Source organism: Streptomyces sp. NPDC048442 (assembly GCF_040651475.1).
GTDB lineage: Bacteria > Actinomycetota > Actinomycetes > Streptomycetales > Streptomycetaceae > Streptomyces.
In genome coordinates this window covers 757,321-771,435 of record NZ_JBEZKB010000001.1, presented here as the reverse complement: position 1 = coordinate 771,435, position 14,115 = coordinate 757,321, and the positions used below count along the sequence as shown (strand labels likewise).

The following is a 14,115-nucleotide window of genomic DNA, read 5'->3' as shown; positions in this document are numbered from 1 at the left end:
CCTCATCCGCCCGTGGTGCCGCTCACATCCGCCCGAGGCGCCGCTCACATCCCCCCCCGAGGTGCCGCCCCCGCAGTCACCCGAACGCCCGCACGTCGAAGGCCGAGGGCGCGCGCCGGGCCGTTGCAGGGTGACGGAGGACAGCAATCCCCTCCGGAGGGCGGCGCAGCATGGCCACCACACATCCCGCCGCCCCCGCAAAGGGGTGCGACGGCGTGCGGGACAGCCGCTCGCGCACGGGCGTCGGCAACGACCCCGAGGAAGGGCTTCGGAGCCGCCCCCGGTGGCGGGTGACGGCGCCCGATCTGGTCCTCGGCGGCATCCTCTGCTTCCTCTGTTGCGTCGCCTGGCGGCTGCCCTGGGTCGGCGACCTGGGCCAGCACGTGGCGGTCATCGACCGGCTGCGGCACGACCTGGCCGACCCCGGCAGCCCCCTCGTGGACCGCCCCGGCAGCGGCAGCCCGTACTACACCCCCTACACCGTCGCGGCCGCACTCCTCGCCCGCGCGACAGGTGCGGCGTCGCTGTCGGTGATGAGCGTCTGCGGGATGGTCAACTCCCTTGCGCTGCTGGCCGGACTCCGGATCTTCGTCAGGACACTGACCGACCGTCGCTGGGCGCCCGCCCTCACCGCACTGTGCATGCTCTTCCTGTGGGGAACGCGGCTGTTCCTGTGGAGCGGCCACCTGTCGCTGTCCGCACTGTGCCTGTCGCTGTCGTACCCGAGCCTGTTCGCCTTCGCTCTCGGCCTGTACCTGTGGTCGCGCCTCTTGAGGGCGGGGCGCGAGGACACCGCAGCGGCCCACTGGGCGGTGACCGGGCTGCTGACCGGCTGCCTCGTACTGATCCACCCCGTGATGGCCATGGGAGCGCTGACCGGCTGCCTGGCGATGTTCGCGGGGACCGTGCGCCGGATCGGTCCGCGCACCCTGGCGCGCTGCTCCACAGGCGTGGCCACGGCGGCACTGCCGGTGGTCGTCTGGCCGTACGGCAACATCCTGTCGCTCCCGGACTCCTCCGCCCTGGACGCCTTCCACGTCTCGGCCTACGAACTGATCCCGCAGCACTACGGGTTGGCACTGCTCGGCCTGCCCGCCCTGCTGCTCAGGCTGCGCCGCTCCCGGCGCGACCCCCTGGCGCTGCTGTGTCTGGGCACCGTCACCCTGGCCGCTTGCGGCTGGTTCACCGGGCACTACACCTGGGGTCGGGTCCTTCCCCACCTGCTGCTCGGGCTGCAGTGTGCGCTGGCGGTCGAACTGTGCGCCCCGTGGCCGCGCGGCGTGCCCGCCCGGGTGGGCCGCGGCCTGCTCGTCGCGGCCCTCGCCGTCGCACTGCCGTACGGCGCCCGAGTGCAGGCGGGCGCGCTGCTGTACGCGGTGCCCGCCCATCGGCTGCCCGCGGCCTTCACCGCCAGGGTGTACCACCTGCCCAGCTGGCCGGGATTCGACTGGGCGGCCCGCCACTTCCGCTACGGAGACGTGGTACTGACCAATGACTACGAAGCTCTGCGGATGCTCCCGGGTTACGGCGTGTACACGGTGATGCCGGCCTGGCCCCAGCCGGAGATCCCCAGGCCGGAGAGCATGCGACGGACCGCCGATGTGGCTCGGGCCCTGGATGTGAGAGTAGACGGTAGGAAAAGAAGGAAATCGGTGTGCAGCTGGGGCGCCGACTGGCTCCTCCTGACCGGGGAACAGTCAATTCCCCCTGGTCAGGGGTTTGTTCAGGCAGCGACAAGTCCCGACGGGGTGCGGTTGGTAAGGGTCACTCTCCGCTGCTGACCCGGGTAAACCGTGTGGCCAAATGTTGACGAGATATAGGCGGGGGACCACATTTCCGCGTACTGTCCGTGCGCATGGTATGGCGTAACGCCGTGAATGGCGTCCTTCAGCAACTGACCGGCTACCAGCTGCGACGCGTCCCGGTTCCCGGCCAACGTCCCCGTCAGGCGGCGCGTCCCGCGCCTGTCGCTGCGGCCTCCACGCCCAAGCCGAAATCCAATCCCGGCATCAATTTCCCCGCCGACTACGACGACGGTGCGAAGGACATCATCCGTGCGGTGAAGCCGTACTCGATGACCTCCCCGGAGCGTCTCAACGCCTTTATCCTGGCCACCCGCCACATCGTCAAGCACAACATCCCCGGTGCGGTCGTCGAGTGCGGTGTGTGGCGCGGCGGCAGCATGCAGGCCTGTGCAAAGACCCTGCTGGCAGAGGGGGTCAAGGACCGCGATCTCTACCTTTTCGATACGTTCGAAGGGATGACACCGCCCACCGACGAGGACAAGCGCCTCGACGGAAAGTCGGCGCAGGAACTCCTCGACATCCAGGGCAAGGACCGGCCGATCTGGGCCGTCGCCACCCTGGACGACGTCAAGTCCGGCTTCGAGAAGGTGCCTTACCCGGAGGAGCGCATCCACTACGTGCAGGGCAAGGTCGAGGACACCGTCCCCGGCGAAGCACCTGAGCAGATCTCCATCCTGCGCCTGGACACCGACTGGTACGCCTCGACCAAGCATGAGCTGGAGCATCTCTACTCGCGCCTGGTGAGCGGCGGCGTGCTGCTCATCGACGACTACGGGTACTGGCAGGGCTCGCGGCAGGCCGTCGACGAGTTCCTGGAGGAGACCGGCGAGCAGCTCCTGCTGCTGCGCATGGACGAGGGGCGCATCGCGATCAAGCCGTGAGGCGTTGAGTGCGTGAGGCGTTGAGCGCGTGAAGCGTTGAGCGCGTGGGAGGGGCCCGGTGGATTGCGTTCGGGCCCCTTCTGCATGCGCGCCGCCGCTCAGCGCAGCTCGGCGGGCAGGAGGTCGGAGACGGCCTGTGCGGTCGCTTGCGCGGTCATCTGTGCGTCCTGCTGGGCGGGCAGTACGGACGTGGCGCCGGTCAGCGCGGACGTGGCGGCCGCCGGTCCGGACGCGGGGGCCGGAGTGCGGTCCTCCATCGGTACGAAGCGGGGCAGGCCCTCGGTCTGGCCGAGGAACACGCTGCGTACGACGCGTTCCGCCGCGAACCCGTCGTCGTACGGGCAGAACCGGGCGCGGAAGGCCGCACGCAGCTGCGCGGAGCGCGAGCCGCGCCAGTGGCCGGTCCGGAGGATGTCGATCAGCTCGTCGTCGGTGCGGGCGATCGCGCCGGGCGGGAAGTCGCGGATGTCGAAGTAGGTGCCGCGGGTCGCCTCGTACGCCTCCCAGTCGTCGATGTGCAGGACGATCGGGCGGTCGAGGTTGGCGTAGTCGAACATCAGCGACGAGTAGTCCGTGACCAGGGCGTCCGAGGCCAGACAGAGTGACTCGATCGAGTGATGTTCGCTCACATCGACGATTCGGGCACTGCTGTGGGAACTCGCGTGGTGCAGCGGGCCGTTGGCGGAGTAGTGGGCGCGGGTCAGGATCACGTGCCGGGGTCCGAGGGACTGGGCGATGCGTTCGAGGTCGAGCGTGAGGCGCTGGGTCCGCCGGTAGTCGCGGTGCGTCGGAGCGTAGAGGACGGCGGTGGTGCCTTCGGGAATGTTCAGCGACTCGCGGATCCGGGCGACGTCGTCGGCGGTGGCGGTCTGGAAGACGTCGTTGCGTGGGTAGCCGTGTTCGAGGGTGGTGTAGGCGGAGGGGTAGGCCTTTCCCCAGACGAGAGAGGAGTGGCGGTTGGAGGAGAGCAGGTAGTCCCACTTGTCGGTGTTCGCGAGCAGCTTCTCGAAGTCCATGTCCGCGGCGGGGCGGTCCTGGAGATCGAGGCCCATCGACTTCAGCGGGGTGCCGTGCTGGGTCTGCAGGAGGACCTGGCCGGGGCGCTTGACGAGGCGATGGTCGAAGTTGACGTTGTTCACCAGGTACTTGGCGCGGGCCAGCGCACTCCAGTACGCGGCCGAGCCGGGCCGCAGCCGGCGGGTGCCGGTCGGGACGGTGTGGGCGTGTGCGGGGGCGGTGATCCACGACGTACGGACGTGCGGGGCGAGTTCGCGGACCTTGGCCTCCAGGGCGGCCGGGTTGCAGGAGTAGCCACGGCCCGAGTACGCGGCGAACACCGCCTGGTCGTCACGGACGGGCAGCCGCAGCTGGATGCGGTAGTGCAGCCGCATGGCGGCCGACCGGGCGGCGCGCAGGACGGCGCGGGTCCGGCCGGTGACGGTGCGGCGCACGGCCTGGGCGAGGGCCAGTGCCCGGTACGTGCGGTGGCTGCCCAGCCGGACGAGTGCATGCCGCAGCCGGGTGCGGGGCGAGGGGGCCGCGATGCGGGGCGCGGCGGGCACGCCGAAGGCGCCGAAGCCGGCGGTGCCCATGGAGCTCGCGGCGGCGATCCGCAGGGCGTGGTCGTCCTCGGCGGCGGTGCCGGGGGTGGTGCCAGGGGCGGTGCGTGGCGTGGTGCGTGCCGCGGTGCTGAGCCTGGTGCCGGGGATGGTGTGCGCTGCGGTGCCCTCGGCGGTGGTGGCTCCGTGGAGTGCTGCGGTGCCCTCGGCTCCGCCGGCTCCGGTGTCCGCTGTCGTGCCGGGGGCTGAGGAGCTCGTCGGTGGGGTGGTCTCGTCGGGTGCGGCCTTGGCGAGCGCGGTCGCGGCGGCGTGGGCCGCGGCGTTCCGGGCGGTGGCGCTGCGGGCGGCGATGCCGCGGGGGCGGGCCGGGGTGCGGGGGCGGACCGCGTCCCGGGTGCGGTACTGGTGGCAGTGCGCACGGGCCCGGCGGAAGAACTCGGCGCGGCAGCCCTTGGGGAGGCGGTCGGGCCGGGTGAAGACGGTACCGAAGTGGTCGACCATGCGGCGGTAGATCACCGGCCGCCAGCCCGCCAGTTCCGGGCGGGAATCGAGGAACGCGAAGACCCGGTCGTACTGGTCGAACAGGTCGAAGTGCTTGCGGGAAGTGGTGGAGAGGAGGTTTCCCTGGCGGCGCCGGCGGGAGTGGACGCACACCTCGTCGAGGGTGGAGATCGAGGAGGCCGACATCAGGACGGGGTAGGTCCAGGGGATGTCCGCGTAGTGGCCGGGCGGGAAGGCGAAGCCCTGGCGCTCGACGAACTCGCGGCTGTACGCCTTGTTCCAGGCGACCATCAGGACACGGAGCAGCCCGGGGCGGTCGGCGAGGGCGAAGGAGGCGGGGCCCTGCTCGTGCAACTCGGCGCTGAGCTGGTTGCGTTCGGCCTCGCCCGTCCAGAACGTACGGGCGTAGTCGAAGACCAGGACGTCCGGGGAGTCGGACTCCTTGAGGCGGTCGGAGATCGACTGGAGGGCGCCGGGGGTGAGGGTGTCGTCGCCGTCGAGGAAGAGGAGGTAGTCGCCGCGGGCCAGTTCGAGCCCCACGTTGCGGGCGTTGCCCACGCCGCCGTTCTCCGCCAGGTGCAGGGGGCGGACCCGGGGGTCCCGGGCGGCGTACTCGTCGATGAGGTCGCCGCACGCGTCAGGTGAGCAGTCGTCCACCGCGATCAGTTCGAGGTCGTCGTACGACTGGGTCAGCACCGAGTCCAGGCACTCCTCCAGGTATTCCTGGACCTGGTAGGCGGGCACGATCACGCTGAACCGGGGCACGGCACATCCATGGGGTCGACGCGGGCAGGACGGCCGCGCCCGGCAGGCGGGCGGGCTGTATGCCCGGCAACGGACTCCGGACGGGGACGGTTACGCGGGATGTGGCATACGGGGGAAGTTTGGAAAAGGGCTTACCCGAAAGGGTGGTTCGGGAAGTTGACCCCGAACCACCCTCGTGTACCGCAGAGTTGACGCGACCGGCGACCGGCGACCGGCGACCGGCGACCGGCGACCGGCGACCGGCGACCGGCGACCGGCGACCGGCGACCGGCGACCGGCGACCGGCGACCGGCGGAGCAGTGTGTGACTGTTCGCCGCTCCACCTGGCCGATCTGCCTCGCCGCTCTACTTCACCGCGCCCGCCATCACGCCCGACACGAACTGCTTCTGGAACGCGAAGAACACGATCAGCGGGATCACCATCGAGACGAACGCCCCCGGTGCGAGGACGTCGATGTTGTTGCCGAACTGGCGGACCTGTTGCTGGAGGGCCACCGTGATCGGCGGGTTGGTGGCGTCCGCGAAGATCAGTGCGATCAGCATGTCGTTCCATACCCACAGGAACTGGAAGATGCCCAGCGAGGCGATCGCCGGACCGCCCAGCGGCATGACGACCCGGGTGAACAGCCGTATCTCGCCCGCCCCGTCGAGCCGCGCCGCCTCCAGGAGTTCGCGCGGGATCTCCGCGAAGAAGTTGCGGAGCAGGAAGATCGCGAAGGGCAGACCGAAGGCGACGTGGAAGAGGACCACGCCCATCGTCGTCTCGAAGATGCCGACCACGCCGAACATCTTCGCCACCGGTACGAGAGCCACCTGCACCGGCACCACCAGCAGCCCCACGACCGCCATGAACCACCAGTCCCGGCCCGGGAACTCCATCCAGGCGAAGGCGTACCCGGCGAGTGCGCCGATCACCACGACCAGCACCGTCGCGGGCACGGTGATCAGGGCCGTGCTGAGCAGCGAGTTGATGACGGTGTCGTTCTCGAGGATGGACGAGTAGTTCTTGAGGGTCAGCTCGGCGGGCGCGGTGAAGACCTTCCACCACCCGGTCGCGGCGATGTCGGACGCGTCGCGCAGCGAGGAGATCATCAGTCCGACGGTCGGCATCAGCCAGAACAGCCCGACCAGGATCAGGAAGATCCGCATCAGGCCGCCGCCTGCCGCGGCCGCGATGCGTGCCGGAAGGGACCGTTTCGCCTTCACGATGTCGGTGGCGACTGTCATCGGCCCTGCTCCTTCCGCATGCGACGGATGTTGCTGTGCTGTCCCGGGGGACAACCCCCGGACCCCCGGCAGAGCCATGGCCGGTGGGTGCTTCCCCCGGTCATCGGCTCTGCTCCTTCCGCATGCGACGGATGTTGAAGAGCATCACCGGGATCACAAGCAGCAGCAGGAACACCGCGATGGCGCTGCCGATGCCGAGGTCCGCATCGTCTCCGAACGACGACTGGTAGAGCTGGAGCGCGAGGACGTTCGCATCGTCAAGCGAGTCGCCCGGCGCGATGATGAACACCAGGTCGAAGATCTTCAGGACGTTGATCATCAGGGTGACGGTGACGACCGCGAGGACCGGAGCCAGCAGGGGCACCGTGATCCGACGGAACACCTGCCACTCGTTCGCCCCGTCCACCCGCGCGGCCTCCAGGAGTTCACGGGGCAGACTCGCCAGGCCCGCCGCGATCAGCACCATCGCGAATCCGGCCCACATCCAGACGTAGGAACCGATGATGGCCGGGGTCACCACGCTCGGACCGAGCCAGTTGACACCGTTGTACTGCTCGCGGAAGTTGCTAGCGGGGAGCCGGAGTTCGGCCCCCTCGGCCTTTGCGGAGAGCGAGAAGGAGCCGTCGGCTGCGGCTTCGGTGGAGTCGACCACCTTGCCGTCCTTGACCGCTTCGATCTTGATGCCCTTGAGGCCGGATTCCTTGCTGTCGATGACGTTCGGCTTGCCGCCGCCGCCCTTGGTGAAGTCCAGCCACGCCGTCCCGGTGATCTTGTCCGGAGCCGTCGGCGGGGCCTTGGCGAGCTGTGCGTCGCCCGGCATCTGCGCCGGAGCCACACCGATCAGCGGCAGATTGACCTGCTGCCCGGCCCGTACCGGCTGTTTGGTGATGTACGCACCGCCGCCCGCGGCCTTCAGCGGATGCACCGGCAGCGGCCGGGCCTTGGGGAAGCCGGAGGACTCGGCGAATGTGTCGTGCACACCCACCCAGACCGCGTTGGCCACCCCCCGGTCCGGGTCCTGCTCGTACACCAGGCGGAAGATGATGCCCGAGGCGAGCATCGAGATCGCCATCGGCATGAAGACGACCAGCTTGAACGCGGTGCCCCAGCGGATCCGCTCGGTGAGCACGGCGAAGATCAGGCCGAGTGCGGTGGAGACGGTCGGGGCGACGACCACCCAGATCAGGTTGTTCTTGATCGCGGTGAGGATGGTGTCGTCGGTGAAGAGGCTGACGTAGTTGTCGAACCCGGCGAAGCCGGTGCCGGCCTTGTCGAAGAAGCTGCGGTAGACGGAGTACCCGATCGGGTAGACCACGAGCGCGCCCAGCAGGACCAGCGCGGGCAGCAGGAAGCCGGCCGCGACCAGTTTGCGTGTGCCGGTCACGCTCTTGTGCTTGTCCGGGGTGGTGGGGGGCGGCGTCACGCTCGCCGCGCCCCCCGCGGTGGCTGATTTCACGGCGTCAGTTCTTGTACGCCGCGGCCGCGTCGGTCTCCAGCTTCTGCTGCGTGCCCGCGATGTCCTTCGGGTTCCGCAGGAAGTCCTGGAGGGTCTTCCACTCGCCCTTGCCCGGCGTGCCGCCGAACGACTGCGGCGCCTGGTCCGACATGTCGAAGCGGAAGTCGTCGCCCGCCCCGACCAGCGCCTTCGCGATGTCGCGCAGGGTGTCGTTGGGGTACGCGGACATGTCCAGGGACTTGTTCGGCGAGACGAATCCGCCCGCGCCCGCCGAGATCTTCGCGGCGTCGGTGGAGGCCAGGAAGGTCATCAGCGCCTTCGTCGCCTTGGTGTCCTTCAGTGCCACCGCGACGTCGCCGCCGGTCACCACCGGGGACTTGTCGCCGACCGCCGGGAACGGGAAGACCTTCGCGTCGGTGCCGAGCTTGGCCTTCGTCTGGCCGATGTTGACCGCGACGAAGTCGCCCTCGAAGACCATCGCCCCCTTGGGAGTGTCACCGCCCGTGAAGGTCTGCTCCACCGACTTGGTGAACGCGGTGCCGACCGCGCCCTTGGCGCCGCCGACCAGGTAGCTGTCCTTGCCGAAGAGCTGTGCGAGGGTGGTCAGCGCGGCCTTCACGGACGGATCCGTCCACTTGATCTTGTGCTGGGCGAGCTGGTCGTACTTCTCCGGGCCCGCCTGTGAGAGGTAGATGTTCTCGAACCAGTCGGTGAGGGTCCAGCCGTCCGAACCGCCGACCGAGACCGGGGTGACACCGGACTGCGAGATCGTCTCGGCGGTCTTCAGGAAGTCCGGCCAGGTCTTGGGCTCGGTGGCGCCCGCGTTCTCGAAGGCCTTGGCGTTGTACCAGATCAGGGACTTGTTGGCGGCCTTGTAGTACACCCCGTACTGGGTGCCGTTCACGGCCGCGATGTCCTTCCAGCCCTTGGTGTAGTTCTTGTCCAACTGGGCCTGGGTGCCCGCGTCGAGGGGCTTCAGCCACTTCTTCTCGACGGCCTGCTTGAGCGCTCCAGGCTGCTGCAGCAGGGCGACGTCCGGGGGAGTGCCGCCGGAGATCTTCGAGCCGAGGTACGTGAGCATGGCGTCCTGGGTCGGCACATAGCTGACCGTCGCCCCGGTGCGGTTCTCGAACTCCTTGAGCACCTTCTTGAAGTTCTCACCCTCGGGACCCGTCCAGACCGCGATCACCTGGAGCTTCTCGCCGTCCAGCTTGGGCAGTTGGAGGGTTTCCGCCGGAGGCTTGGGGGCGCCCGATGAGCTCCCGTCCGTCGCCTTGGGGCCGCTCGGCTTGTCCTCGCCGCCGCAGCCGGTGAGGGCGAGTGCGCCCACGGCGGCAACGGCCACGGCGGCCCGGCGGGCGTGCCTGCCGGACCTGCCGGCGTCGCTCCGCCGGTCCTGTTGGTTTCGCTCGCGAGAAGTTGTGCGCATCACTGGCCCCGTCTCTCCCGTACACGTTCTGACCGGCCCGACCGCCGCTCTTTACTGTCCCGTTTACGTTCCCGTGGGTCAGTCCTACGCCCGGTGGTGGTGGCCCGCAATAGTGCCTTCGGTGTCAACTTGGCTTTTGTGATGGCCTCGTGACGTCCTATCAGTGGATCAGCGCACCTCCTGGGGGGTGTCCAGTGGGGGCAGCGGGGCGGCGTTGACCGTACGGGCCGCCCGGTCGAGGGCGCTGGCCAGCAGGGCGAGGTCGGTGGGGCCGTTGCCCAGCTCGCGGACCGGGCGGCGGGTGGGCGGGTCACCCATCCGCTCCCACTCCAGCGGGACCACGGTGGGCCGCTGGGTCGCCGTCCGCGGGATGCGGCCGGTGACCCGGCCGCCCTGGAACGGCGTCACCGCACCGTCGGCGTGCAGCAGCCGGCCGCGGCCCGGAGCGGGATCCTCCGGTGCGGGTGCGGTGGGCGGCGGGTCGAGCACCACCCGCAACAGCCGCTCCCCCTTGGCCAGTTCGGTGTCCGCCGTACGGTCGGGGCGGGCCGAGGTCGCCACCAGGTGCACCCCGAGCCGCTCGCCGTGCCGGGCCACCGCTTCCAGGGCGCGTACGACAGAACCGGCGGAGGGCCGCCCGGTACTGCCGAGGGCGGGCGCGACCAGAGCGTCGAAGTCGTCGACGAGCACCACCAGCCGGGGCAGCGGCGAGGGCCCGCCACCGGCCTGGGCCTGCCGCTCCCGCGTCGCGGCGGGCCGCAGTCGCAGGGTGCCGGTGCCGGGGGCTTCGACATCGGCACGGGTGTCGGTGCGGGCATCGGCGCGGGTTTCCGTGCGCTGGGTGCCGATGGGGGCGTACGGGGCACCGGCGCCCACCGCCGCGCCCGCACCGCCACCCGCGCCCGCACCGCTGCCGGTCCCGGCGCCCGCACCGCTGCCCGCCCCCGCGCCCGTACCGGTGCCGGTGCCGGACGTGGCGCCGGGGTAACTGCCGCCGCCCGTACGGGTGCTGGTGCTGCGGCTGCCGAGCAGGTCCGATCCGGAGGTCCCGCGCTGGCCCACCAGGTGGCCTGCGGCGGTCTCTGGTTCCGCAGAGGGGCGCGGGGTGCGGCCCGCGTGCCAGTCGGCGAAGCTCAGGGTGCCCAGGAGCTCGTCGCGGCGCTTCAGCTCGGCGCCCAGGGCCTGTGCGAACTCGCGCATCCGTACCGGGTCCGAAGCCACCAAGTGCGTGGAGACGTGCGGGAGTTCGGTGCAGGCGCGCAGCCCGTCGCCGCGGTCACCGCCCGCACCGTCGACCAGGATCAGGCCGAGCCGGTCCGGCCGGGCCGCCGCCGCGAGGGAGGCCGCCGCCGAACGCAGCAGCTCCGTACGCCCGCTGCCCGCCGGGCCCTCGATCAGCAGATGCGGTCCGTCGGTCGCCAGGTCGGCGCAGACCGGGCCGCGCGGGCCCGCCCCGAGCACCGCCCACGCGCGCGTGGCGCCCGGGGCCTGCTCGTCGTCGGCGGCTGCGGCCCAACGGGCCATCAGCGAAGCGGGAGTCGCCCTGGCCAGGCCCAGCTCGTCCAGCAGACGGGCCGTCGGGGGAAGGGCCGCGACCGAGAGCCGGCCCGGCCTGCCGCCGGACGCCGTGCCGCCCGCGCCGGGGCCGTACCCCTGCCCCGGTGCCGCGGTCTCCGCCGCGTCCGTACGCAGCGGGGCCAGGGCCCGGGCGAAGCGCTCCGCCCAGGCCGCCGACACCGCGTCCACCGAGGCGAGGGTGCCGTGCCCGGCGCTCTGCCCGCCCGCGGTGCGCAGCACCCGTACCGCCGTGGCGACGTCGCCGCTGAGCAGTGCCACCGCCCCGCACTCGCGGAAGGCGGGCGACGCCGCGCAGGCCGCGCCGTACGTCGCCTCGACCGGTGAGAGCGGGGAAGCGGCGGCCGTCTCCGCGAGGCACAGCAAGTGGATGCCGTGCGCCGCGCCGTGCGCGGCGAGCCGGGCCGTCGCCTCGCGCAGTCCGGCAGAGCCGGGATCGCCGTCGACGATCACCACTGTGCGCGGACCGGCCGGATCGAGTGGTCCCTCCTCCGTGCGCCGGACGAGCTCGGCCACACGCGCGGACGCCTGGTCACGGTCGTACGCGAGCAGCAGCCGGCAGTCCTGGCCGTGCGCCGGGCGCAGGTGCGGCAGCCAGCCGAGCCAGCCCCACTCCTGGGTCCGCTCCCCGGCCGAGCGCGCACGGTCCGCGCTGATCAGGACGATCTCCAGATCGGTGGGGGAGTGCAGCGCGGCGAGCTGAGCCACTACGGAACGCGCCAGTCCGGCCAGCCGGGCGCGTGGTCCGGCGAGACCCAGCGCACCGGCCTCCCGCAGCCCCACCGTCACCGGCACCGCGGGCAGCGTCCCCGCGCCGCCGGGCGCGGACCGGTCCGCCGTGCCGAGCCGGAGCACCAGGGACTCCGGGTGGACGGGGCCGCGCTCCCACAGCCGGCGTCCCGGCTGGAGCGCGGTGAGCAGCAGCGTCGCCGCGTCGGGCCATGCGTCGGGGGCCACGGCGGTGGCGCCGCCGGTGCTGCGGGTGCCGCTCCGCGCGGCGGAGGCGTCGATTCCGGATGGTGCCGAGGCGGCTCTGGGACCAGTGGCCGCGGGGTGCGGGGGTGTCGCGCCCGCGCCGTCGCCCGCGTAGTCGTGGGTGGCCTCGGCGCGGCCGCCGGTGAGGCGCCGGGCCCAGCCCCCTATGCCGCCGCGCCGCCGGGGCTCGTCCCTGCGGTCGTTGACGCGGTCACCGCCAAGGTCACCGCCACCGTCCCCACCGTGGGCGCCCTCGCGGTCACCGCCAAGGTCACCACCGTGGGCGCCCTCGCGGTCGCCGCGACGGTCACTCTCGCGGTCGCCGCCCCGGTCGTCCCCGGGCTCGGCGCGTGTCCCGGCCGCCGCGCCGAGGTCGGTGCCCCGGCCGCCCGTCCCGACGACCCGCCCCGATCCGTGCGTACGGTCGGCCGTCCCGGCGAAGGGGCCCTGCCCGCTGCCCGCCGGGGGCGCCGCGGGGCTCCCCGGCCCGTTCCCGTACGCCCCCTGGCTCTCGGCCGGGTGGGTGCGGACGTCGGGGCCCGCGCCCTGGGCGGGCACCGTCCCGTAACTCCCCTGGCGGGGGCCGCCGTTGGCCGCGGACTCCGCCGCGCGGCCGCTCACTCTGTGGTGCGCGGCGCTGCCCCCGTACCGCCCGGTGGAAGGCGCGGGGGCGGCGGCGGAGGTCCTGGCCACCCGCAGGTGGCCCTCGCCGTCGGGGGCCGTGGCGAGCGCCGTGCCGTGCGCGCCCGCGGGCGCGAGGCGCAGGGCGGACTCGCCGACCCGCAGCAGGGCGCCGGGGGCCAGCCGGACCTCGCGGGCGCCGACGTCCGAGCCGTCCAGCGTCGTGCCGTTCGTGGAGCCGAGGTCGGCGACCGTGACCCGGCCGTCCTCGGTGAGCGTCACCGTGCAGTGCAGCCGGGACACATCGGGGTCGTCCAGTGGTACGTCCGCGTCGGCGGAGCGGCCGATCCGGATCTGCCCGCCGTGCAACAGGTGCACGCCGCCGGCGTCGGGGCCCGCCACCACCTGGAGCTGGGCCAGGTCGGACAGCTCGGGGGCCTCCGCGTCGGCAGGGGCCTGGAGCGAGAGGACCGCGCCGTCCACCAGCGGGGGCTCGCCCAGGGCGCACCGCTGCGCATCGAGGCGCTCGCGCCCGGCGTACACCACCACCGCGCCCGTGGTCTCCGGGCTGCCCTGGCCCTGCACGGCGGCGGCGAGGCCGGAGGCGACCGCGGCGAGCGGGGTCCCGGCGGGCGCGGTCACGAGCACGTCGCAGACCGCGGCGGCGGTCCGGGGCGCGGGCCCAGAGGCCCCCGGCGCCGCGGCACCCGGAGCGGCCCCCGGTGCCGGGCCCCCCGTGGTCGTCACTCTGCTCTGGCCGCTGCGCGGCGCGAGGACGGTCAGCCGGATCTGCATCGCGTCAGCGGTCCCTTCTGCGCGCGGCGCCCGGCGGCGGGGCCGAGGAGCAGCCGTCCAGCCCGCCGCCCCCGCGAAGTCCCCCCACCCGGCACGGACGCGTCGTCCGGTACAGGTCGGCACCCACCACGGGGTGTTGAGGGACTCGTGCGCCCTCGACTACCCCAGAGGTCTGTGCTGATGGCATCCTCGCACCTGCCACTGACAACCCGCCCGCCGCCCGCCATCAAGTGATCTTGAATGGTCGGCTGTGGACGCAAAAGAACCTGTATGAGGCACGCTCGGACAGTGCGGGGGCGGTCCGCTGTCTGTGCCGGGGCGGTCCGCCGAACGACAGTGACACACCGCGCACTGGTGTGCGGCAACCATCCGCAGGACGTGCGCGTCTTCCCCGGGAACACGTGTGCAGTACGTACGCCGCATGTGCAGTGCGTGCGCAACTCCTTCGGCTGTTCGTCGCGGAATGCGGGACGCGCGTTCGGCCGGTGCCCCGTTCGGCGGCACTAGAGTTGGACAACCGGAAAAA

General features: G+C 72.0%; 7 protein-coding genes. 2 read left to right on the top strand and 5 right to left on the bottom strand.

Annotated elements, in window-relative coordinates; all coding sequences use genetic code 11:
• Positions 1–170 precede the first annotated feature (170 nt).
• A complete protein-coding gene (locus tag AB0D18_RS03660) occupies positions 171–1,781 on the top strand; it encodes a hypothetical protein (protein WP_362412016.1) in 1,611 nt (536 codons plus the stop codon).
• Positions 1,782–1,855: 74 nt separating this feature from the next.
• On the top strand, positions 1,856–2,686 hold the full coding sequence (locus AB0D18_RS03655; RefSeq protein ID WP_362412013.1) for a TylF/MycF/NovP-related O-methyltransferase: 831 nt from the start codon (positions 1,856–1,858) through the stop codon (positions 2,684–2,686).
• A gap of 98 nt (positions 2,687–2,784) precedes the next feature.
• On the opposite strand, the gene AB0D18_RS03650 is transcribed toward AB0D18_RS03655, so the two are convergent.
• From AB0D18_RS03650 to AB0D18_RS03630, 5 genes are all read right to left on the bottom strand, one after another.
• Positions 2,785–5,511: a CDP-glycerol glycerophosphotransferase family protein gene (locus AB0D18_RS03650; RefSeq protein WP_362412010.1), complete on the bottom strand. Its 2,727-nt coding sequence runs from the start codon at positions 5,509–5,511 to the stop codon at positions 2,785–2,787.
• A 345-nt stretch (positions 5,512–5,856) separates the two neighbouring features.
• The gene (locus tag AB0D18_RS03645) at positions 5,857–6,738 is read right to left on the bottom strand and encodes a carbohydrate ABC transporter permease (RefSeq protein WP_362412007.1); all 882 of its coding nucleotides are present in this window, start codon (positions 6,736–6,738) and stop codon (positions 5,857–5,859) included.
• Between the two features lie 100 nt (positions 6,739–6,838).
• Complete coding sequence (locus AB0D18_RS03640) at positions 6,839–8,161, bottom strand: sugar ABC transporter permease (RefSeq protein ID WP_362412188.1); 1,323 nt, start codon at positions 8,159–8,161, stop codon at positions 6,839–6,841.
• 37 nt (positions 8,162–8,198) lie between these two features.
• Entirely contained in the window at positions 8,199–9,623 is a 1,425-nt protein-coding gene (locus AB0D18_RS03635) for an ABC transporter substrate-binding protein (RefSeq protein WP_362412004.1), read from the bottom strand.
• Between the two features lie 168 nt (positions 9,624–9,791).
• Entirely contained in the window at positions 9,792–13,589 is a 3,798-nt protein-coding gene (locus AB0D18_RS03630; protein WP_362412002.1) for an FHA domain-containing protein, read from the bottom strand.
• Between the last annotated feature and the right edge of the window lie 526 nt (positions 13,590–14,115).